Consider the following 21,789-nt stretch of genomic DNA (forward strand, 5'->3'; position numbering starts at 1 on the left):
GCGCGATCAAATTTTGCAAACATCCTTTTGCATTGCGTGATTCCACAGGTCAGGGTGACAGAAACATCAGGAGCAAACCATGACATTGAAGACGCGGAATTGGGTGCCGATGGCAAGTGAAGCCAGAGTGCAAGATATTGCACAATATGCGAGTTGGTCATCGAACGACATTATGGCCCGATTGGATGCTTCGGTTATCGAGAACCGCGACATTCATGAACGACACTGTTTCAACTTAAATCCGGCGACCAACGTCATGAACCCGCGCGCCGAAACGATGCTAGCGTCTGGCATTGGGTCGCGGCCTTCGCTTGGCTACCCGGGCGACAAGTATGAAATGGGGCTGGAGGCAATCGAAGAAATCGAGGTTCTTGCAGCCGCGTTGTGTGCTGAGGTCTTTGACGCCGATTTTGCCGAGATCCGTGTGCCATCTGGTGCGATCGCAAACCTTTACGGCTTCATGGCGACTTGCAAAGCAGGGGACACAATCATCGCTCCGCCCGCTTCGATTGGCGGGCACGTCACACATCATCTGGCAGGGTGTGCGGGTCTGTATGGCCTGCGGACTGTTGAAGCCCCAGTACTGGCGGACGGCTATACTATCGACGCCGAGGGTTTGATGTCACTCGCGGAACGGGAACGGCCAAAGCTGATTACTGTCGGGTCAAGTTTGAACCTGTTTGAACATCCTGTCGCAGAGATTCGCGAGGTGGCGGATGCCGTAGGGGCAAAAGTTATGTTTGATGCCGCCCACCAATGCGGGATTATTGCCGGAAAGGCGTGGCGGGATCCGCTGGCCGAGGGTGCGCATTTCATGACGATGTCCACTTACAAAAGCCTTGGAGGGCCAGCCAGCGGACTGATCGTTACCAATGATGCAGAGATGGCAGAGCATTTTGATGCGATTGCTTTCCCTGGAATGACCGCCAATTTTGATGCTGCAAAATCGGCAGCGATGGTTGTCACGATGCTAGATTGGCGCGACCATGGTCGAGCCTATGCGGCAAAAATGATCGAGGTTGCCCAAGGGCTGGCGGCTGGATTGAAGGCCCGAGGTATTCCTGTGTTTGAAACGGCGCAAGGCGCTACTTCGAGCCATCAATTCGCAGTGCATGCCGAACCTTATGGGGGCGGACAAGCCGCGTCCAAGAAACTATACAAGGCTGGCTTTCTGGCCTGTGGTATCGGGTTGCCGAGTGATCCTGTGGACGGAGATATGAACGGGCTGCGGATTGGCACTCCGGAGCTGGTGCGATGGGGCGTGGATATGCAGCACGTTGATCGTATGGCCGACTTGATCGCGGAAGCGCTGTGCAGCGGTGATCCGTCAGCGATGGCTGGCAAGGTCCGTGAATGGCGTCAGACCTTCGATGAGCTGCACTATATCAACTAGATTATTTGTCTCGGAACTGCGGCTCGCGTTTTTCGACATAAGACGCCATACCTTCGGATTGGTCTTCTGTGGCGAACAATGCTTGGAACATCCGACGTTCATAGTTGACGCCTTCAGCAAGCGTCGTCTCATAAGCGCGGTTCACCGTGTCTTTGACCGCCATGGTCGCAAGGAGCGATTTTTCAGCGATTTTTCCGGCAGCAGCCATAGCTTCTTCTTTAAGCTTCTTGGCGGGGACAACACGGCTTACGAGACCAGATGACTCGGCTTCTTCGGCAGTCATGAACCGGCCTGTCAAATGCATGTCCATCGATTTCGATTTCCCGACAAAACGTGTCAGTCGTTGGGTTCCGCCGATGCCCGCAATAACGCCAAGGTTGATTTCGGGTTGACCGAATTTCGCGGTTTCTGCGGCGATAATGAAATCGCACATCATCGCCAGTTCACATCCACCGCCCAGCGCATATCCTGCAACGGCAGCGATAATCGGTTTACGCACTTTCAAGAATCGGTCGGCTTCGTCGCCAAAGAAGTTTTCGACATACATGTCTACAAATGATTTTTCAGCCATTTCTTTGATATCAGCACCGGCGGCAAACGCTTTGTCGGACCCAGTGATGACAATACAGCGTACTTTGTCCGATTTATCAGCAGCCTCCAGAGCATCAGCCAGTTCGCCTAAAAGCTGAGAGTTCAACGCATTCAACGCATCTGGACGGTTGAGCGTGATGAGTGAGACGCCGTCGTTAATGTCGACAATGATAGTTTCATAGGCCATTTGAGAGCGCTCCGGCTACTGTGATGAATGTTCAGGATTACCAAAGCCAGCGATGCATTCAAGCTATCTTTGGCACTTCGGGCAGTAGAATGTCGAACGCCCTGATTGAGTGATGCGCGCAATTGTGCCGTTACATTCATCAGTTTGGCACTCATTCCCCTCTCGGTCATAGGCCTGAAAACCATGCTGGAAATAGCCGAGTTCGCCATCTGCTTGGCGGTAATCCTTCAGTGATGATCCTCCTGCGTTTATCGCTTCGCTCAGCACGTCACGAATAATCGGAACGAGGGCCGCGATTCGCTTTCCAGATAGATCGCGGGCTTTGCGTTTGGGGTTGATCCCTGCCCTAAACAGGACTTCGCAAACATAAATATTGCCCAGCCCTGCAACAACGTGCTGGTCAAGAAGCGCCGTTTTTATGGGGGTGTTGCGCGTTGAAAGAGCCGAGGTCAGGTAAGAGTCGCTGAAGTCATTCCCGAGTGGTTCCGGACCGATAGGCTTAATCAACCAATGATCATCGAGCTGGGCCGTATCCGCTAAGTCCATGGCCCCAAAACGCCTCGCGTCGTTAAACGTCACCCGTGCTCCATTGGCCATGTGAAACACCACGTGATCATGTTTGGCCGGTGCCGGATGATCATGATGAAATTGCCCCAAAGGGTCACCAGAAACCGTCATACGGCCCGACATGCCAAGATGAATAATCAGTGTTTCGCCTGTATCCATGTCCGCTAGGATGTATTTAGAACGACGGCGCAACCCCGTGACTTTGGCCCCCGAAAGGCGCGCCGCCATATTTTCGGGAAAAGGCCAGCGCAGATCGGGGCGGTTAACGTCCGCACGGGTGATTACATGCCCCTCCATTGAAGGGGCGAGCCCTCGGCGGACGGTTTCGACTTCGGGTAATTCGGGCATCTGCACATCCAGCAATGAATTGGCCGCGATAATTTGGCCATTTGTATCTGAGGGATGGACGCTATATCTGCGAGATACGCAACGCAAGGTGGCCTGCAATGACGGACGATCAGACAACCCATTTCGGTTTTGAAACAGTACCAGAGGGAGACAAGGCGGGCCTTGTTCAGGGTGTGTTTTCGAGTGTGGCCAGCAAGTATGACGTCATGAATGACGCGATGAGCCTTGGCATTCACCGCGTTTGGAAAGATGCGATGATGGATTGGTTGGCGCCGCGCACTGGGCAAAAATTGCTGGATGTTGCTGGGGGAACTGGCGACATTTCGTTCCGGTTTCTAAAACGGGCTGGCGATGCACATGCAACGGTTTTGGATCTTACCGAACCAATGCTGATTGAAGGGCGCAAACGTGCGGAAGCCGCGCAACAAGAAGACTCATTAGATTGGATCGTGGGCGATGCCATGGCGCTCCCGTTCGAGGACAATACATTTGATGTCTATACGATAAGTTTTGGCATCCGAAACGTCACTCGTCCGCAAGAAGCCTTGAACGAAGCTTACCGAGTCTTGAAACCGGGTGGCCGCTTGATGGTCTTGGAATTCAACCAAATCCCCAATGACATGCTGCAAAAGATGTATGATGTGTATTCGTTCAACGCCATACCGGTGATGGGCCAGATCATCACAGGCGATCGAGATAGCTATCAATACCTTGTGGAATCTATCCGTAAGTTCCCAGATCAGGACACTTTCCTCGAGATGGTAAAAACCGCTGGTTTTGACAACGCGAAGTATCGCAACCTTAGCCTTGGGATCGCCTGCCTACATTCTGGCTGGAAGCTCTAATATGCGCGGCCCACACAATATTTTGCGATTGATCCGCACTGGCGCAACGCTAGAACGAACCGGTGCGATGAAGGTGATTATGGATGCCGCTGATGCGCCAAAGATCACGCGTGTTGCCATTCGAACCCTCGTCTGGCCGTTTCAGTGGGTGGGACTAAAAGGCGACACTGAATTGCCGCCTGTCACGCGGGCTTTGCAAGCACTTGGACCGGCCTATATCAAATTTGGGCAAATCCTTTCGACCCGACCGGATGTTGTCGGCACGGATCTCGCGGCCCAACTTCGCGTCTTGCAAGACAAATTACCCCCTTTTCCAGTTGAGGTTGCTAAAGCCGAAGTCGAAAAGGAACTCGGTATCCGTGTGGATGAAGTGTTCGACGAATTCTCGGAAGCTGTTGCCGCTGCCTCGATCGCGCAAGTCCACAAAGCGCGAATTCGCGAGAGCGGGGAAGCTGTCGCAGTAAAGGTGCTGCGGCCCGGGATTGAAAAAGCATTCCAACGCGATATTGACGCGTTCTACCTTATCGCTTCCGTAATCGATACGTTTTCGCCGTGGTCTCGCAGGTTGCGCCCTCTCGATGTGATTGAACATTTTGAAGGCGTCGTAGTAAGCGAGCTGGATCTTCGTCTGGAGAGCGCGTCTGCATCTGAGTTTGCGGCAAACACAGAAAACGATGCGGGATTTGCATTGCCGCGTATCCGGTGGGGGTTGTCAGCGCGTCGTGTGATGACGCTGGATTGGGCCGAGGGAATCAACGCGGCCGACGTGGACGATATTGCTGCTGCTGGCCATGACCTGACGGAACTTTCCCAACGTGTGCTCCAGTTGTTCCTGAACCACGCCTTAAGGGATGGGTTCTTTCATGCGGACATGCATCACGGCAACCTCAAGATCGCGGCCAACGGTGACATCATTGCTTACGATTTCGGGATCATGGGCCACTTGGACGAGTACACTCGCCGTGTCTATGCCGAGATATTGTTTGGTTTTATCCGGCGCGATTACAATCGCGTAGCCGAGGTGCATTTTGAGGCGGGTTATGTCCCCGCCGATCGCGATGTGAATGAATTCGCGCGGGCATTACGCGCCGTTGGTGAACCCATTTTCGGGATGAACGCCGAACAGATTTCTATGGCTCGCCTGTTGTCTTATCTGTTCGAAGTCACGGAACGGTTTGGCATGGAAACCAGAACCGAACTCATCCTTCTTCAGCGCACCATGGTTGTCGTCGAAGGTGTCGCAAGAACCTTTGATCCACAAATGAACATCTGGGACGCAGCGAAACCTGTTGTGGAAAACTACATCAAAGACAGCATTGGCCCACGGGCAATGATCGACGACCTGACCAAGACCGCGCGGGTTTTGGCTCGGTTTGGTCCACGTCTTCCAGCACTGGCAGAAGCAGCCTTAATTCGCCTAGGAGAAGAACCCCCTGCCCCTCCTCGGCAGCGGCCCTATGCAGCTGCTGCGTGGGTTGTGGTCGGGGCCGGAATGGCCTCAGCGGTGGCAGTTCTGATCACTTTGGTAAACTGATCAGCCCTTCCGCAATGCACTGACATCGGACGCTAGAACTGCGACATTGCCTTCGAGAATCAATACAGACTCGCCATTCTCACTGCGCACTTCGTTCACCCGAGCGTAGACATCCGCCGTTTCGTTCAAGATAACTTCGCCATTGGAAAAACTCTCAACGTTGAAGGTGTAAGTGCCGTCCGGGAAAGGCGTGCCATCCGATGATGTTCCAGCCCATTCGACAGGCTCCGCCGAGAGTGGGAGTGCCGTCCGCTGAACTTCCTCACCAGCTTCATCGTAAACAACCAGTTCAACAGTATCGGAAACTGCAGCCGGATTGGGCGCAATCGTTATTGGGGTTCCGTCAAAATAAGCAGGCGCAGCGACTCGGGCCTCGTTGCCGACCCAGTCAGCCATCTGCGCCATACCAGACGTATTCATCTGCACCATTAACGAAGACAAAAGTTCATTGGTCAGCACCGCCTGTTCCACACCAGAGAATGTCGCCAGTTGTTGGGCGTACTCCGTAGAATCGGTCGGATTAAGCGGATCTTGGTTTTCCATTTGCACGGTCAGCATTTTTAGAAATGTTTCGAAGTCAGAAGATATTACTGCTTCCGACGTTTCAGCTGTCGGCACAAAAGAAGCCGATGTTGCGACTGAACTGATTTCCATGATTTGAGATCCTATTTAGAGTTTGAGGTCGAGTCCGCGCGATATGGCGGATTGAATGTGAGTTAATGTGGCGTGATCATCCAATGGCTGATCAGTAATGTTGGATAGGTGTAACTGCGCATCCTGATCATGCTGGTTCGGCTCATCCGATTGATTGTCGAATGTAAATTCCAATGACTCGTAGCCGAGATCCTGGAATTCGCGGATCAGGTCGTTGATGTTCTTTCGGATCAGGTCCACGGTTTCAGGGCGCTCTGCTAGAATTGAAACGGAAAGCCCTGCGTCCGTATTCGTTAGCGTCATCTTGATACGGCCAAGCTCCTCGGGATTGAGGACAATCTCTGTTGTTCCCGTACCCGTCTGTGCAGCAACTGTCGCAATTTGCGCCGCTATCTGCGGCGTGTGAACCCGACTAGTCACCATAGAGTTCGACGTCTGCATCTCAGGAGCTGTGGTATTTACGATCGCAAACCCGCTTTCGGCAAAGGCAACTTCTGATAAACCATCTTGGGTCGATATCGCTCTGTCAATAAACTGCACTGGTGGGTTTGGATCTTGAGACATGGGAGAAAAAGATGGTGCGATACTCGTAATGGCCCTTTTCGTTGCCATACCCCTCATTGCCCCATCCGCTTGCGTTTCCATTTCTTTATCGGGGTTAATTTTAGCACCGCGGTTTTCTGGAATAGCAGCGAATGAATAGAGTTTCCTATTAACTTGCGCCTCTTTCAAAGAACCCGAACTCGTTGATCCTGCTGATGAAATCGCTTGGACTGGCCCCATTAGTTTGGCTGAAGTCGCGAGTGGCGAGGAATGACGTCCTTCGATCTCACCTAGGAAATGTGATTCCTCTATTTGGCCGTTCATAAGGGGCGTCTTAGTGTTCGCCATTTCTTCTGTGAACAGTGTTTGTGAGTTCAATGTTTCAGGCTTCACTGCAGGCTGATTCATTGATGCCCTCAGTTCCTTAGAGTTAAGATCCGGACTATCCGAAGTCGCCATGTTTTGATCGGGTCGCTCCCGATGGCTTGGCTGAGACGAGTCCACGAGGTCGGCCCTTTTAACGAGCTCGACTTGAGACAAGCTTTCAGCTGACTCGGGCGTCTTCACGATTGTCGACTGATGAGCCCTAAGTGGCTCAAACAAAGCGAACTCAACCGGGTCAGAGTCTGACTCCGTTTCCGTCGTGTCAGTATTCGGTGACTTTCCAGAGATGCGCGCGTTAGCAGGAATTTGCTCAGAAGACTCATCGTTTTCGGTCGCAAGGTCTGATTCATCTGGAATTGAAAGTGGTGGGGGGGGCGAGTGCTTCGCCTCATCCCTACGCAAGGCGAGGTCTTGTTCTCTTAATACCTCAGCAAAGGCCATCTGCGCGTCGCCTTCATCACGGCTCTGCAGCCCGATGTCATGTTGCGGATTTGTACCTGCCAATGCCGACGGCCTAGCTAGACTTTGGCTCTCATTTTGAAACATCGGCTTCTCCGAACGTTGTATATTGAGACGAGGTCTAACGCAGAGATACTTACTCAATCTTTACCGCTGGCCCCTAATGATAGGGAAAATTGTCAACGTCGGAGTTTCAGAATGGAAATACAGACACTTCAAACCACACCCTCTATCTCAGAGGAACGCGCGGCCCAGCTCATGGAGGTTGCGCAGTCGCTAGAAACTCAATTCCTATCTGAGATGTTGAAGTCAGCTGGTGTCGGTCAAACACCCGACGCTTTTGGTGGGGGAGCAGGCGAAGACCAGTTCGCGTCATTCTTGCGCGAGGAGCAAGCCAAGCAAATGACGCAAGTCGGTGGTATCGGCCTTGCCCAGTCCCTGTTTGATGCAATGATCGAGGCACCTCATGAGTAAGCATGCCGTCCAACGGTTAAAGAAAATTCTTGATGCGGAACGCGCGGCTCTCTTAAGCGGCGATTTTGCGACGGTCGACACCCTAGCCGAAGAGAAAACCAGGCTTTCCCAACGTATAGGGCCCGAAGACCGGCGAGAGTTATCGGCGCTCTCTGGAGCATTGGCGCAGAATAGCGCGCTTTTGGCAGCGGCGCGCGATGGCGTGTCCAATGTTCTCAAGGCACTGGCAAATCAACGTGCTGCGCGACAAAAGTTGTCCAGCTATGACAGTTCAGGGAAAGCGACCATGATCGCTCAACAACCCGCCAAGACCGAACGGCGTTTCTAGAAAATTGAAATCAAATCGCTCAGACTTGCCCCTGTCTCGTTAAGGCCACGTTAGGAGACAAGGGGCATGTTGGCCTTGCACCCGAGTTGGGTGGCGCTGACCGTCAATCGGTCCAGCCTCCGTCAGAATGGCGTTCCTTCCAATCCAAAGGGATTGGTTCTTGAAAATCTGGCGCAAAACGCGCCCTTCAACTTATAGGACCCAAAAACATGTCCAGTATTCTGACAAACAACAGCGCAATGGTTGCCCTTCAGACACTTAAATCCATCAACAACGATCTGAGCGACACCCAGTCCGTTATTTCGACAGGTAAGGAAGTTTCCAGCGCAAAAGACAACGCCGCCGTTTGGTCAATTTCCAAAACCATGGAAAGCGACGTTAAGGGTTTTAAGGCGATCTCCGATAGCTTGAGCCTTGGTGAATCGACGGTTGCCGTTGCACGTAACGCTTCTGAAACAGTCACTGACCTCCTTACGGACATCAAAGGCAAAATTGTTGCGGCTCAAGAAGAGAACGTTGATCGATCAAAGCTTCAAGACGACATTTCCGCTTTGACTGAGCAAATCAAATCCGTTGTTGGCGCAGCGCAATTTAATGGTCAAAACCTTGTTGACGGGTCAAACACCGGCACAAACACAAATGGCAATACTGGTATTGATGTCTTGTCTTCCCTAGATCGCGACAGCTCTGGTGCTGTTTCTGCCAGCTCAATCGGCGTTGACACGCAAAACCTGTCGACGTCTGCCGGCCTTGATATCACTGCTGGGACGGGAACAGGTAGCGCAAGTGTCACCACTTTAGCTGAGAACGGCGGCGCTGACGAAGTTGATATTACTGGCTTTACGTTCCTGGATACGTCCGGTGCTGCGGCTGGAGCAAGCGCACTGAAAGCGAGTACGGCAGGCGTTGACGATACTGTAGTCAACGGGCTTGTCGTAGGCGACGAGGTGTCGCTCAAGATTGGTGACGTCGAGGGCGTATATCGTGTTAGCGAAGGCGACACAGACGCCTCTATTGCCTCTGGCCTGAAAGACGCTTTGCAAAGCAGTGGTCTGTCTACCGATGACTTCTCTTTCGATCTCACTACAGCCGGAACGCTGACAATCGAAAACCTTACAAGTGAAGCAAATATCGACATTGAATATGGCGTTTCACGTGGGTCCGGTGCATTGGCTGGCATCGAAAGCATCGATGTTGTTAATGATCCATCTGGTGCACTCTCAGAGATTGAAAACATGCTCAATGGCGCAATTGACGCCGCTGCAGCGTTTGGTTCTGTCGAAGGCCGATTAGAGACGCAGGCCAACTTCATCAGTAGCCTGTCTGACAGCCTGACGTCCGGTATTGGGTCCATGGTCGACGCAGATATGGAAGAAACGTCCGCTCGTTTGCAGGCCTTGCAAGTACAGCAACAGTTGGGCGTTCAATCCCTGTCCATCGCTAACCAATCTCCGCAGTCGATCTTGTCACTGTTCGGATAAGTCTAAAAGTCTGAGGCCTCGAAAGGCGCCTCAGACATTTATTCACCCCACGACAAAGTCGTGAGAAATATCCTTCCGTCCCGAAAGGACAAGTCGTGAATATCATAGAACAGGCCCACCAAGCTTATGGGCACAAGTCCTCTCCGTTACGAAGCGACCGATCGGCTGAGCATCAACTTTTCAGTGAAGTCACAAGTAGGCTCACTGCCACCGCGGGCCATTTACCATCCGGATTTCCAGCTTTCGCAGAAGCCGTTCAAGCTAATCGAGCAGTCTGGACCCACCTTGCAGCTCAAGTCTCCGATGATGAAAATGGACTGACTAAAGACCTGCGGGCACGCATTTTCTATTTGGCTGAGTTCACAACCTTCCACTCTCGCAAAGTGCTAAAAGGGGAGGCTGATATTAAGCCTCTTATTGAGATAAACACAGCAATGATGCGTGGCCTGAATCCACGGGAGGAACGATAATGTCTGGTCTAGTATTAAAACTCGGGCCCAAAGAACGGGTTCTCGTGAATGGCGCAGTTATTGAAAATGGAGACCGCAGGTCCCGCCTTTCAATCCTGACACCCAATGCAAACATTCTTCGGCTGCGTGACGCTATCCGGCCTGATGAGGTCAATACACCCGTACGACGGGTTTGCTATATCGCACAATTGATCTTGTCCGGTGATGCAGAACCTGACGAAGCGAGGCTACAATTGATGCGCGGCGTTGAACAATTAAGCCAAGCGTTGACAGATGATGACAGCCGTAAACTATTGTCAGATGCTACGGACGCTTTCAGGGACGACGAATTCTATCGTGGCCTAAAACGACTTCGTGGACTTCTACCAAGGGAGGGGCGTTTGCTTGCATCTCAGCCGCGATTGTCATGACCTTCCAACCGGTTCTTCCTCTATCTGGCTACGCGGGATGGTTGTTTCTTGAACGGACCGCGGACAGCCAACGCGCGGTCTTCAACGAAAGCGCAACAGTGGTTCGGGCTACCGATAGTTTCCGCGACAATATTGGAAATATTACTACCGCCGAAGATCTTGTAAATGATCGGGAATTACTGAGCGTGGCACTAGGGGCCTTTGGCTTGGATGATGATATCGACAACAAGTTCTTTATCCGGAAAATTCTGGAAGAAGGCACCGAAGATTCGGATTCCTTGGCCAACAAATTGTCGGACAGTCGCTACGCAGCATTCAGTGAAGCATTTGGGTTTGGGACCTTGGGCGGTCTACCCAAAACTTCACTTTCGTTTTTCTCAGATGACATCATTGATCGATATGAGGCCAAACAGTTTGAGGCCGCCGTTGGCGAACAAAACAATGACATGCGCCTGGCTATGAATGCCGGAACTGCGATTGCTGACGTTATGGAAACATCGAGCACGAATGACGGCCAATGGTTCGGAATGATGGGGGATGCAGCGCTACGTAGTGTCTTTGATACGGCTTTTGGATTCTCATCTAGCTTTGCCGCGCTGGATCTTGATCAACAACTCGAACAATTTCAGAGTCGCGCGAAGGCAACGTTTGGGACAGATCAATTTTCTGAACTCGCTTCGCCGGAAAACCAAGAAAAAATAATTCGGCTCTATATGTTGCGGACAGAAATTGAGACGAATTTCGCCATAACCTCCGGCGCTTCGGTTGCATTGAGCCTGCTGCAACAAGGCTAAGCGCCACCAATCTGTAAAGCACGTTGCAGCATTCGAAAGGCGCCGACGATCCCTTGATCGCTTTGCATTGCAATGAAGTTTTCCAAGGCATCATGTGTCGCTATCGCATCGTCGATCTTTTGATCTGACCCGTTCGCATATAGGCCAGACTGAATCATCAGCTCTGCTTGTTCGTAGGCACCCATGTGACGTCTAGCTGACGCAATAAGTTTATTTTCAGCAGCGTTAGCAGCGTCCGGGAGCGAGCGCGAAACTGAGCGCGTCACATCGATCGCCGGAAAACGACCGCGTTCTGCAATTATTCGATCCAAAACAACATGACCATCAAGCACACCGCGCAACATATCGGCGACGGGTTCTTCCATGTCAGACCCCGCAACCAAAACACTATAGATTGCTGTGATATCGCCGGTTTCATCTCTGCCGGGGCCCGCACGTTCACAGAGTCTGGCAATAGCTGCCGGCGTAGACGCCGGATGTCCGCGCAAGTTCGCTGTTTCACCTGCAGCGACAGCGACTTCACGATGCGCTTCAGCGAAACGGGTAACACTGTCGACTAGCAGTAAAACCTGCAAACCCTGATCTCGAAAGTACTCGGCGACGGTTGTGGCGACTTGCGGGCACCTGCGGCGCACTTGCGCCGCACGATCTGAAGTCGCAGCGACAATGACACTGCGCGTCATCCCGTCCGGCCCAAGGGACTTTTCAACGAACTCCCGAAGTTCACGGCCCCGCTCTCCGACCAATCCAATGACGATAACATCTGCATCGACCTTTTTGGCAAGCGACGCCAATAGGGTGGATTTGCCCACACCGGATCCCGCAAAGAGCCCAATTCTTTGACCGCGGACAATTGGAAGAATGGTATCGAAGACAGCAAAACCAGTCGCCAATCGGGTTCCTAATCCACGCCGAGAAGCTGCTGGGAGAGGCGCTACGTCTATCTTGCGAGGTTCGACCCCCGGCAAAAGCGGTCGACCATCTAAAGGTTGTCCGTCGGGATCAACCACACGACCAATCCAGCCAGCGTGAGGGGCAAGAACAGGACGGGGCAATAACACCACTTTGGCTTTGGAACCTAATCCTTCGGTCGAGCCATCCATCATCACATCAAGCCGCGCTGCGCCCACACGGATGATCTCGCCAGTTAGTTCGTGACCGATAACTTTGATCCGATCCCCGACCACCCCGTGGGCGGATAACCCACAAACTTGGACCAAACCCCCAGCTATTTCGCTGATTTCCCCGACTGGTCGTATTAGCGATACGCGGTCGAGTGATGCACCCATTTGGGCGAATAATTCTTCTGTCATCTTATCCCCGCTGTGTTCGTGACAACCAATTCTTAGGGAATCATCCTTAAGGCTTAGTTGAAGCCACTCGAGGGAGAAGCCCCGATGTTTACGAACCTGAACTTGTTTCAGACATCTTATGCCATGGCGCGTCATGCAGGCGCGCGACAAGCCGTAACGGCCGCCAACATGGCGAACGCCGATACACCAAATTATCGTGCACAAACGATGGCGTCTTTTGCCGACAGCTATGAAAATGGTTCATCGGGTAAGATGCGAACGACACGTGCCGGACACCTAGGTTTGGGCGATGCAACTTTAACAACCTCAAATGATTTCACAGATGCCGAAGCATCTCCAAACGGGAACTCTGTCTCTCTAGAACAAGAGATGATCAATGCCGTTGAGGTGCAGCGCGAACATAATCGGGCGCTCGCGATCTATAAGCATTCGCTGGATGTCCTGCGCATGAGCATTGGACGGAGATAAGAATGGCAGATTTTTCTGACGCAATGAGGGTGACCGCAAGTGGCATGCGAGCGCAAGCCGCACGCTTACGTCATGTCTCCGAAAATATCGCAAATGTCGACACACCTGGTTACCATCGCAAAACGGTTAGTTTTCAATCCATTGTAGAAGCTGGACAGGAAAACGGCCTGGTTGAAGCGGGGCGTGTCCAATTGGATCAAACCCCGCTTAATGAAATCTATGATCCTTCGCACCCTATGGCCGACGGTAACGGCAATTATGAAGGATCCAACGTGAATCTCCTCATTGAGATCGCTGACGCCCGAGAGGCGCAGCGTAGCTATGAGGCCAATTTGAAATTGTTCGATCAGGTTCGGCAAATGTCGACGTCCCTGATGGACATTCTGCGTAGATAAAAAGGGCAGACATTATGCAAGTTCAACCGACAGTCGTCGCGCGCGCCTATGCCGCGAACCGACCAGCCACGGCACCATCTCCATCCGATTCTGAAGGATCAACTTTCGGCCAAGCCTTGTCTGGTTTCGTCGATACCCTACAAACCGGCGAACGAACGGCCATGGCATCAATGACAGGTGACGCTGATCCACACGCTTTGGTTCAGGCACTGGCCCAAACAGAGTTGGCCGTCGAAACCGCTGTTACCGTTCGGGACAAAGTCGTCGAGGCGTACCAAGAAATCCTGAGGATGCCTGTCTGATATGGACGACACGATCTTCTATGACACGCTGAGGCAAGGCCTCTGGACGGCGACACTGGTGTCGATGCCAATCTTAGTTGTCGCACTGATTACCGGCTTAACGGTCGGTTTGTTCCAAGCTTTAACCTCGATTCAGGAAATGACCCTGACGTTTGTCCCGAAACTCGCAGCAATCGTAGGCGTGTTCTGGATCACTATGGGTTTCATGACCGAGACGCTCGTCGGCTTCTTTCAAAACACTCTCGTTCCGATCATCGCAGGAGGCTAATTTATGGAAAATGCGACTTACACCGCATTAACGCGGCAATCTGGTCTAATGAATGAAATGCGCGTGGTCGCCAATAACCTTGCCAACATGAACACGACCGGCTTTCGCAGCGAAGGTGTGATTTTCGCAGAGCACGTTACCGCTCTTGGACCCGATGATCCTTCTCTTTCAATGGCAACGGCGTCGGTTCGTGAAACTCATGCGGATCAGGGCGGCTTGATGCAAACGGGTGGGTCATTTGACTTGGCAATCGAGGGCGAAGGCTTCTTCCTCATCGAAACTCCGGCGGGTGAACGCCTGACACGTGCGGGTGCATTCACCTCCAATGAAAACGGCGATCTTGTTACACCCGAAGGCTTCCGTGTTCTCGACGCAGGCGGTGCGCCTGTGTTCGTACCGCAAGGTGCCGGGCCTGTTGGAATTGCACCAGACGGAACGGTCAGCGCTGGTGGCCAACCTGTCGCTCAAGTTGGCCTTGTGACACCAATCAATCTATCTGGATTAGTGCGGGAAGATGGTGTTCGGTTTCGCGCCGATGAGGGGCATGAACCTGCGTTAACTGGCAAGATGCTTCAAGGATACCTTGAGGAATCCAATGTTAATCCGGTGCTCGAGGTATCTCGGATGATCGAAGTTCAACGCGCTTATGAACTCGGACAAAGTTTCATCGACAAAGAAGACGAACGAATTAGGAGCGCCATCCGTGCGCTCGGCAAGTGATCCCAAATAGGAGGCAGCCTTATGCGTGCCCTAAGAATTGCCGCTGCTGGTATGGCAGCACAACAAACCCGAGTCGAAGTCATCTCCAATAACCTCGCCAACATGAGCACTACCGGATACAACACCCGCCGTGCCGAGTTTGCGGACTTACATTATCAACAGTTACAACGGCCAGGGACAATCAACGCCTCTGACGGTACCGTGCTACCGACCGGTGTACAATTGGGCCTGGGTGTACGGCCGACATCCGTTTCAGTGATGTTGTCACAAGGCTCATTGGCGGCGACGGGTGGCGACCTCGATCTCGGGATCGAAGGAAATGGCTATCTTGAAGTAACACTCCCTGATGGTCGCGCGGCCTACACTCGCGATGGCAGCCTGAAACGTACAGGCGATGGACTGATCGTCACATCTGATGGGTATCCAGTGGTTCCAGACATTACGATACCGGACGATGCACGATCCATTTCCATCAATTCTGAGGGTGAAGTTTACGCCTACTTTATAGATCAAGTTAACCCACAGCTTTTGGGGCAGTTTACATTATCTGGGTTCACAAACCCAAAGGGATTAGAAGCAATCGGTTCAAACTTGTTCCTCGAAACCCCCGCATCCGGCCCCTCCGCAGCAACAACCCCAGGCCAAGATGGTTTGGGCGTCTTGCGCCAAGGTTATCTTGAAGACAGTTCCGTTGATCCCGTTCGGGAGATCACCGATTTGATCAAAGCCCAGCGCGGGTACGAGTTAAATTCCAAAGTGATTTCCGCAGCTGACCAGATGCTCGGCGCGATGGTACAGATCCGATGAGAGTTCTGGTTCTTGTGTTCAGTGTTCTCGCAGGCCCTGTAATCTCAGATACCGTCGTCGCTGCTCGAACTCTGCCGGCGCGAACACTTATCGGCCCCGAAGATATATTATTGCGAGATACCAATGTTGTTGGGGCGATCGACCAGCCAGAACTGGCTATTGGGCGCGAGTCCCGCGTCGCGCTTTACGCTGGTCGACCCATCCGTTTGGGCGACATTGGACCGCCAGCGGTGATCGAACGCAATCAAATCGTCATGTTGGTCTATCGCCGGAATGGTATCTCGATCTCAACCGAAGGCAGAGCTCTCGACCGTGCCGGGCCAGGGGACTTAATCCGAGTGATGAACTTGTCATCTCGCGCAACAGTTAGCGCAGTCATTGATGACAATGGCATAGCCTTTGTCGCCCAATAGGAGAAAAAACATGCGAAAGTTAACTCACACCCTCGTAGTGGCCTCGATGATGCTGACCGCTTGTGGAAGATTGGCGGAGGTCGGAAAGGAACCCGATTTCACCTCGCCGCAAGCATCTCCGGAAGCGACGGCAATGATGACATACGGCATCGAACCCGAGCTTGCAGTTTCAACAACGCGCGCAGTGACGCCATCCCTTTGGACTGGTGAGCGTGGATCGTTACTTGGGGATCGTAGAGCGGTCCAACGAGGAGATATCTTGACGGTCGTCATCGAGATTGACGATTCCGCGTCGATATCAAATTCGACAGATCGGTCACGTAGCGGATCTGAAAGCATGTCAGTTCCCAGCCTTTTTGGCGTTCCACAACGCATCGATGAATCTTTACCGGATGGTGCAACGCTGAACGATGCCGTTGATCTGACATCGAGCAGCAGTTTTGGAGGCGATGGATCCGTCCGACGCAACGAACAGTTGGAGCTGCGTGTCGCTGCTACAATCGTTGGGGTCATGCCAAATGGCGTTTTGTCCATACAAGGCACGCAAGAAGTTCGAGTGAACTTCGAAATGCGCGAACTACTCGTATCTGGATTCGTTCGGCCGGAAGACATCAGCCGCCAAAACGAAATCACTTATGACAAACTGGCCTCGGCGCGCATTTCATACGGCGGGCGTGGGCAAATTTCTGACGTTCAACAACCGCGATACGGCCAACAAATCGCCGACGTTATCCTTCCATTTTAAGAGGACCCATCGTGAAAAAAATGATCTTGCCATTAATCTTTTTGCTGTTGGGCGTCGGAGGCGGAGTTGGCGCTGGGCTTATTCTGACGCCCAAGCTCGACGAAGTGGCCGTTGACCCATGCGGAGACACGAGTGAAGAGCCGTTTGATGTTACGCACGAAAAAATGGAAACCACTGAATCGGCTCCGTTGGACGAACGTGAATACGCCCGAATGAACAACCAGTTTGTGGTCCCCATCGTAGTCGGTGAACGCGTAACAGCCTTGATCGTAATGTCACTGAGCATCGAGGTGGAGACTGGAGGGCAAGAAGCGGTGTTTTCCCACGAGCCTCGTTTGCGCGATGCTTTTCTTCAGGTGATGTTCGACCATGCCAATATCGGAGGGTTTGCTGGGGCCTTCACATCGTCATCCAACATGCGTTTGTTGCGAGAAGCGCTGCAAGGCGCCGCAGATGATGTAATGCAAGGCCATATCACTGATGTGCTGATCGTAGATATTGTTCGGCAGGATGTCACCAACTAGAGCGCCTTGCGGTTATCTGCCGCTCTTCCAGTACTGCGCGCCGTTCCATTTGTTTCGCCGACTCAAGTTTCGACAGCGTTTTGATCAGGCGGTCGCGGGCGATCTCTCGGTCCCGAAAAGCATGTGCCAATTCTTGGTTGATCAATACCTTCTTGTCCTGCGCCCATGTTTCCCAGAGCACGTCCGCACCCGTCCTTGACGCCAAACTCATCGGATCAACGCTTTGAGGTCGCTCAAGTTCATCAAGCTGCTTGTTCAAGCTGGAGATACGGTTCGCAACTTGTGCCATCTTCAGTTGTTCCGCTTGAAACGCCATATCGAGAACCGGTATCAACCGACGAAAATTTGAGAGCGCGTCCGTCACTTTGCTGTAGCCTTCCGAATTCGATCAGCAAACCGGATCGCCGCAGCGACTGCTTTGTAATGATCTCGGGGTATCGTTTGTCCAACTTCTATTGTTGCGTGAAGAGCGCGGGCAGTCGGTGGATCTGAATGGATTGGCACCGCATTTTCCTGCGCAACCTCGCGGATGCGTGCGGCGACCAAATCTACACCCTTTGCCACACACTCAGGCGCGCCGCCCGCAGCTCGGTCCCACTTTAGCGCAATAGCATAGTGGGTTGGATTCACGATGATCACGTCAGCTTCTGGTACATCTGCCATCATCTGATTCATTGCGATCGCGATAGCTTTCTGACGGCGTTTCTGTTTCATCGAAGGATCGCCTTCGGAATTCTTATTTTCATCCGTCAACTCTTTGCGGGACATCCGGTTCTTGCGAAAATGTTCCGATCGTTGCCAAGTATAGTCCACCACACCAAGCGCGGTGGCGATGAGCAAAACGATAGACATCAGGCTTATGCAAAGCTGCAAAAGCGTCACCATAATTTGCGCCGGAGACAGCGCCATTGCGCCCATGATTTCAGGCATCCGGCCCGCCAGAAAAGTAAACAACACGATGCAATATAGGATTAGTTTTGCAGTGCTCTTTCCGAATTCAAATAGACCACTTCGTCCAAATTTATTCTTTGCCTGAGAGACCGGGGAAATGCGGGACATCTTCGGTTCGAGCTTGGACGGCGCAAAAACAAATGCCTTCTGAAGAACAAGAGAGAGAATCACACACACCGCTGGAATGGCGAACCAAGGCCCGAGTTCAATCCCAAGATTTCGCATCATCCCTCCCAAGAAAGGAGAGCCACTAGACGCGAAAATGCGTGTTGAAATCGTATCTGCCCTTGCGATCATGCCTGACAGTTCAGAACCGAGCTGCATCAGCGAAGCAGCCCCGAAACTAACTCCGGCTATCAGAATCCCAGCATAAGCCGACGCTGTGTTTAGATCGGTCGACCGCGGAAAATCACCCTTTTTACGGGCTTCGGCCAACTTATGTTCAGACGCTTCATACTGCTTGTCGTCGTCGTTGCTGTCATCGCTCATCAGAGGCCACCAAATGGGTCCGAGATGAAGCGCCCCATCGATTCGACCCACAGTGACAACATAAGCGGTGCTGCGAGCATCAGGATGATCAGACCTCCGGCCGTAATGGCAGGAGCACCAACGAAGGCGACCATCAACTGAGGCATCGCTTTGTTAATTACGCCTAGAGTAATGTTGTAGATCAGTGATGCGACAACAAAGGGCGCGGCAAGCGTAAAGCCCAATGCAAACGCGCGTGAAATCTCAGTAATGCCAGCCGGTGTCAGAATATCGGGCGGAATAACCGAACCGTGCGGAACAAAATTGTAGCTGTGGATTATGAATTCTGCGATCTGAACATGCAGCCCCATGATCGTCGCCAAGGCCAGGCCACCAACGACCAATACATGGCCCATTGCGGGCAATGGGTCTGTTCCAGCCCCACCAAATAGCTGGGACAGGGAAGTCGACTGCGCCGCGATTGATCCAGCCGTTTGCAATGCCAAAACGAACAAACGAAGCATCATTCCAAGAAAAAATCCTGTGAGGGACTCGGCAAAAATGAGTCCGATTGCCGCTTTAGATTCTAAAGGCGGTGGCGTCGGTATGGCCGGCAAGACGATCATCGTGAACGCAAAAGCGATTCCCAGCTTAACTTGCGCCGGGATCGACTGTTCACCGAACGCCGGCAATAGAGATACCATTGCACCGACACGAACAAACACAATGAAAGCTTGCCAGAGCAACACTTGAGAAGCCGACGTAAGGTCGCCCAACGACTCCATCATGCGGCCACCAAACCGACCAGAGCTGGTTTTGCGTCGACACCGATTTCTTCGAAGGACAGTACTGGGTTAGGCAAGCCCTTAGCGGTGAGGACGGTACGTAAGAACCGGCGGCGCTTCATGGATGTTACCACGGCCGGATAAGCACCCGCTTCTCCAGCTGCTGTAATTTTTTCCGAAATAGCTAACGCGAGGCGATTAAATTCATCTGGTGGTAAGGCAACATCACCCAAACCTCGTTCCGTAGAAATCTGGTATGTCGCAAACATGTCTTCCCATTCTGGCGCCAATTGAACGAGTGGTATGGTACCGTCGTCACGGCGCATCTCAGCGACCAGTTGGAACCCAAGACGTTGCCGAACATGCTCCGCCACACCTTCGACGGTGGGGTAAAGCTGTCGCCCTTCCGCTGTGGCTTCGATGATTAACGAAAGATTGCGGATCGAGACCCTCTCTTCGAGCAAAAGACGCAGGACTGATAACAACATGTCCACGGGAACCTTATCAGGAACCAATTCATCCAGCATCTTCCGGTTGGCCTCACCTCGCGCGGTGTCAGTTAATTGGCTCATTTCATCCATAAGACGGCGTAAAGTCTTAAGCGTCATAAGACGGGCGAAATTCTTTTTAATAACTTCCAATAAATGAGTCGCCAGAACTTCAGTTGGCTGAACTGTTGTCAGGCCACTTAAGGATGCTGTCTCCAAATCATCCGAACTAATCCATCGAGCCGGTGCACCGTAAACCGGCTCTTGTACGTCTTGCCCGTTAGGTACATGAGTTTCAGGGCCCGCCAACAATGCTAAAACACGACCGGGTTGCAGGCGATCCCTGACCTGCTCGACGCCTTGAACAAGAATCCGATAGTAACCGTCCGGAAGAGATGCGTTATCGGTCAGTCTAATTTCTGGTAGCAGGACTCCGAATTCAGTTGCGACGTGGTTGCGCATATTGCCGATCCGAACATCCAGGCCAACGCCAGGATCCAAAACCATATCAACCAAATCCGGAGCAAACTCGACGTGAATGTCATCAAGATCCAGTAAATCGCCCATGCTTTCGCTTGGCGCTTGAACCATTGGTTTCTCGGCTTTCAATGAAGCATCAGCCGCGGCTTTGTCAGCCGCCTGCTTGCCAAACCAGGCGGCCGCCCCCAAAGCGCCAGCGCCAGCTACAAATGGTAGAAACGGCAACCCTGGAACCAAAGCGAACAAAAACATTAGGACGGCAACAGTCGCCAACGCAGCCGGATATCCTCCAAGCTGAGATACCAGAGCGAGGTCAGTGGCTCCTTTTGCTCCACCCCGAGCCAACAACAACGCCGACGCTATAGAAATGATGACTGACGGGATCTGATTCACTAGGCCGTCGCCGACCGTCAAGATGGCATAGGTTTCAAACGCAACACCAATCGGCATGCCGTGAACAGCTGCTCCCATGATAAGCCCCATCACAAGGTTCAATGCTGTGATGAGAAGCCCTGCAACGGCATCCCCTTTGACGAATTTCGATGCGCCATCTAGGGAACCGAAGAAGGTCGTTTCGGCTTGCTCGATTTCGCGTCGGCGTTTGGCTTCTTTATGATCAATCGCCCCAGCGCTCATGTCGCTATCAATTGCAAGCTGCTTGCCCGGCATTCCATCTAAGGCAAAACGCGCTCCGACCTCGGCCATGCGCGTTGCACCTTTGTTGATCACCATAAAGTTCACGATTAACAGCACCCCAAAGACTACGAGGCCCAGAAAGACACTACCGCCCATTACAAAATTGGCGAAGCCTTCTATCACATCGCCGGCGGCTCCAGTTCCAGTGTGTCCTTGACCAATGATGAGCTTGGTCGATGACACATTGAGGGATAGGCGCAGCATCAACGATGCCAATAGAATTGTTGGGAACGCCGAAAAATCCAACGGGCGTTCAATGAATAACGTGACGGTGAAAATCAAAATCGCGAGAGCGAAAGAAGCCGCAAGTCCAATATCCAGAACCCACGATGGCATAGGTAAAATCATCATCACGATGATCGCCATCAATGCGAGCGCCAACAGTACGGTCGGTTGAAAGACAGAACGTAGAGAAAAGCTTGGCATCAGCTTACCCTCCGGTCACGTTTAATGTTCGCACACTGGTCGCTAGCATGAAGTCAAAACGTCTCTGGCCCATTTCAT

Annotated in this window: 27 protein-coding genes; 18 read left to right on the forward strand and 9 right to left on the reverse strand. The window is 52.4% G+C overall.

The window, feature by feature from the left end:
• The first annotated feature begins 79 nt into the window (after positions 1-79).
• Complete coding sequence (locus L0666_RS13160; protein ID WP_235261851.1) at positions 80-1,393, forward strand: serine hydroxymethyltransferase; 1,314 nt, start codon at positions 80-82, stop codon at positions 1,391-1,393.
• 1 nt (position 1,394) lies between these two features.
• Here the strand turns inward: L0666_RS13160 and L0666_RS13165 are convergent, their stop codons facing one another.
• The gene (locus L0666_RS13165) at positions 1,395-2,171 is read right to left on the reverse strand and encodes an enoyl-CoA hydratase (RefSeq protein ID WP_235261852.1); all 777 of its coding nucleotides are present in this window, start codon (positions 2,169-2,171) and stop codon (positions 1,395-1,397) included.
• Between the two features lie 63 nt (positions 2,172-2,234).
• Positions 2,235-3,086: a bifunctional DNA-formamidopyrimidine glycosylase/DNA-(apurinic or apyrimidinic site) lyase gene (mutM, locus tag L0666_RS13170; RefSeq protein ID WP_235261853.1), complete on the reverse strand. Its 852-nt coding sequence runs from the start codon at positions 3,084-3,086 to the stop codon at positions 2,235-2,237.
• A gap of 98 nt (positions 3,087-3,184) precedes the next feature.
• Here mutM and ubiE point away from each other — a divergent pair, with 98 nt between their 5' ends.
• Both ubiE and ubiB read left to right on the forward strand, forming a co-directional pair.
• A complete protein-coding gene (gene ubiE / locus L0666_RS13175) occupies positions 3,185-3,931 on the forward strand; it encodes a bifunctional demethylmenaquinone methyltransferase/2-methoxy-6-polyprenyl-1,4-benzoquinol methylase UbiE (RefSeq protein ID WP_235261854.1) in 747 nt (248 codons plus the stop codon).
• 1 nt (position 3,932) lies between these two features.
• Complete coding sequence (ubiB, locus tag L0666_RS13180; protein ID WP_235261855.1) at positions 3,933-5,465, forward strand: 2-polyprenylphenol 6-hydroxylase; 1,533 nt, start codon at positions 3,933-3,935, stop codon at positions 5,463-5,465.
• Here the strand turns inward: ubiB and L0666_RS13185 are convergent, their stop codons facing one another.
• Positions 5,466-6,119, reverse strand: coding sequence for a flagellar hook capping FlgD N-terminal domain-containing protein (locus L0666_RS13185; RefSeq protein ID WP_235261856.1), 654 nt, complete (start codon positions 6,117-6,119; stop codon positions 5,466-5,468).
• A gap of 15 nt (positions 6,120-6,134) precedes the next feature.
• Positions 6,135-7,592 carry a flagellar hook-length control protein FliK gene (locus tag L0666_RS13190; RefSeq protein ID WP_235261857.1) on the reverse strand — a complete coding sequence of 486 codons (1,458 nt, stop codon included), beginning with the start codon at positions 7,590-7,592 and terminating at the stop codon, positions 6,135-6,137.
• Positions 7,593-7,703: 111 nt separating this feature from the next.
• Here L0666_RS13190 and L0666_RS13195 point away from each other — a divergent pair, with 111 nt between their 5' ends.
• From L0666_RS13195 to L0666_RS13220, 6 genes are all read left to right on the forward strand, one after another.
• Positions 7,704-7,979: a rod-binding protein gene (locus tag L0666_RS13195; RefSeq protein ID WP_235261858.1), complete on the forward strand. Its 276-nt coding sequence runs from the start codon at positions 7,704-7,706 to the stop codon at positions 7,977-7,979.
• The gene (locus L0666_RS13200; protein ID WP_235261859.1) at positions 7,972-8,307 is read left to right on the forward strand and encodes a hypothetical protein; all 336 of its coding nucleotides are present in this window, start codon (positions 7,972-7,974) and stop codon (positions 8,305-8,307) included. The genes L0666_RS13195 and L0666_RS13200 overlap by 8 nt, the downstream gene beginning before the upstream one ends.
• A 209-nt stretch (positions 8,308-8,516) precedes the next feature.
• The gene (locus L0666_RS13205) at positions 8,517-9,788 is read left to right on the forward strand and encodes a flagellin N-terminal helical domain-containing protein (protein WP_235261860.1); all 1,272 of its coding nucleotides are present in this window, start codon (positions 8,517-8,519) and stop codon (positions 9,786-9,788) included.
• A 95-nt stretch (positions 9,789-9,883) separates the two neighbouring features.
• Positions 9,884-10,258 carry a flagellar biosynthesis regulator FlaF gene (flaF, locus tag L0666_RS13210; protein ID WP_235261861.1) on the forward strand — a complete coding sequence of 125 codons (375 nt, stop codon included), beginning with the start codon at positions 9,884-9,886 and terminating at the stop codon, positions 10,256-10,258.
• Positions 10,258-10,668, forward strand: coding sequence for a flagellar biosynthesis repressor FlbT (flbT, locus tag L0666_RS13215; RefSeq protein WP_235261862.1), 411 nt, complete (start codon positions 10,258-10,260; stop codon positions 10,666-10,668). The genes flaF and flbT overlap by 1 nt, the downstream gene beginning before the upstream one ends.
• Positions 10,665-11,462: a DUF1217 domain-containing protein gene (locus L0666_RS13220; RefSeq protein WP_235261863.1), complete on the forward strand. Its 798-nt coding sequence runs from the start codon at positions 10,665-10,667 to the stop codon at positions 11,460-11,462. The genes flbT and L0666_RS13220 overlap by 4 nt, the downstream gene beginning before the upstream one ends.
• On the opposite strand, the gene L0666_RS13225 is transcribed toward L0666_RS13220, so the two are convergent.
• Positions 11,459-12,775, reverse strand: a complete 1,317-nt coding sequence (locus L0666_RS13225; protein ID WP_418887988.1) for a FliI/YscN family ATPase — start codon at positions 12,773-12,775, stop codon at positions 11,459-11,461. The two genes, L0666_RS13220 and L0666_RS13225, sit on opposite strands and share 4 nt — an antisense overlap.
• An 84-nt stretch (positions 12,776-12,859) precedes the next feature.
• On the opposite strand from L0666_RS13225, the gene L0666_RS13230 reads away from it, so the two are divergent.
• Genes L0666_RS13230 through L0666_RS13270 form a run of 9 tightly spaced genes read left to right on the forward strand, consistent with a single transcriptional unit; the run spans position 12,860 to position 17,417 of the window.
• Positions 12,860-13,243, forward strand: coding sequence for a FlgB family protein (locus L0666_RS13230; protein WP_235261864.1), 384 nt, complete (start codon positions 12,860-12,862; stop codon positions 13,241-13,243).
• Positions 13,244-13,245: 2 nt separating this feature from the next.
• Positions 13,246-13,638: a flagellar basal body rod protein FlgC gene (gene flgC / locus L0666_RS13235; protein WP_235261865.1), complete on the forward strand. Its 393-nt coding sequence runs from the start codon at positions 13,246-13,248 to the stop codon at positions 13,636-13,638.
• A 14-nt stretch (positions 13,639-13,652) separates the two neighbouring features.
• Positions 13,653-13,940 (forward strand): flagellar hook-basal body complex protein FliE, encoded by a 288-nt coding sequence (gene fliE / locus L0666_RS13240; RefSeq protein ID WP_235261866.1) that lies wholly within the window; start codon positions 13,653-13,655, stop codon positions 13,938-13,940.
• Between the two features lies 1 nt (position 13,941).
• The gene (locus L0666_RS13245; protein WP_235261867.1) at positions 13,942-14,208 is read left to right on the forward strand and encodes a flagellar biosynthetic protein FliQ; all 267 of its coding nucleotides are present in this window, start codon (positions 13,942-13,944) and stop codon (positions 14,206-14,208) included.
• Between the two features lie 3 nt (positions 14,209-14,211).
• On the forward strand, positions 14,212-14,928 hold the full coding sequence (locus tag L0666_RS13250; RefSeq protein ID WP_235261868.1) for a flagellar hook-basal body complex protein: 717 nt from the start codon (positions 14,212-14,214) through the stop codon (positions 14,926-14,928).
• A 21-nt stretch (positions 14,929-14,949) separates the two neighbouring features.
• Positions 14,950-15,735 carry a flagellar basal-body rod protein FlgG gene (flgG, locus tag L0666_RS13255; protein WP_235261869.1) on the forward strand — a complete coding sequence of 262 codons (786 nt, stop codon included), beginning with the start codon at positions 14,950-14,952 and terminating at the stop codon, positions 15,733-15,735.
• Positions 15,732-16,148 (forward strand): flagellar basal body P-ring formation chaperone FlgA, encoded by a 417-nt coding sequence (gene flgA / locus L0666_RS13260; RefSeq protein ID WP_235261870.1) that lies wholly within the window; start codon positions 15,732-15,734, stop codon positions 16,146-16,148. Before flgG ends, flgA begins: the two co-directional genes overlap by 4 nt.
• 10 nt (positions 16,149-16,158) lie before the next feature.
• On the forward strand, positions 16,159-16,893 hold the full coding sequence (gene flgH / locus L0666_RS13265; protein WP_235261871.1) for a flagellar basal body L-ring protein FlgH: 735 nt from the start codon (positions 16,159-16,161) through the stop codon (positions 16,891-16,893).
• A 20-nt stretch (positions 16,894-16,913) separates the two neighbouring features.
• A complete protein-coding gene (locus L0666_RS13270) occupies positions 16,914-17,417 on the forward strand; it encodes a flagellar basal body-associated FliL family protein (protein ID WP_235262211.1) in 504 nt (167 codons plus the stop codon).
• Here L0666_RS13270 and L0666_RS13275 read toward each other — a convergent pair.
• Genes L0666_RS13275 through flhA form a run of 4 tightly spaced genes read right to left on the reverse strand, consistent with a single transcriptional unit; the run spans position 17,407 to position 21,711 of the window.
• Entirely contained in the window at positions 17,407-17,781 is a 375-nt protein-coding gene (locus tag L0666_RS13275; RefSeq protein WP_235261872.1) for a hypothetical protein, read from the reverse strand. The two genes, L0666_RS13270 and L0666_RS13275, sit on opposite strands and share 11 nt — an antisense overlap.
• Positions 17,778-18,857, reverse strand: coding sequence for an EscU/YscU/HrcU family type III secretion system export apparatus switch protein (locus tag L0666_RS13280; RefSeq protein ID WP_235261873.1), 1,080 nt, complete (start codon positions 18,855-18,857; stop codon positions 17,778-17,780). Before L0666_RS13280 ends, L0666_RS13275 begins: the two co-directional genes overlap by 4 nt.
• Complete coding sequence (locus tag L0666_RS13285; protein ID WP_272492184.1) at positions 18,857-19,624, reverse strand: flagellar biosynthetic protein FliR; 768 nt, start codon at positions 19,622-19,624, stop codon at positions 18,857-18,859. Before L0666_RS13285 ends, L0666_RS13280 begins: the two co-directional genes overlap by 1 nt.
• Entirely contained in the window at positions 19,621-21,711 is a 2,091-nt protein-coding gene (flhA, locus tag L0666_RS13290) for a flagellar biosynthesis protein FlhA (protein WP_235261875.1), read from the reverse strand. The genes L0666_RS13285 and flhA overlap by 4 nt, the downstream gene beginning before the upstream one ends.
• Positions 21,712-21,789: the final 78 nt, after the last annotated feature.

The organism is Octadecabacter algicola, from assembly GCF_021532625.1.
In the GTDB taxonomy this organism is placed as follows: Bacteria; Pseudomonadota; Alphaproteobacteria; order Rhodobacterales; family Rhodobacteraceae; genus Octadecabacter; species Octadecabacter algicola.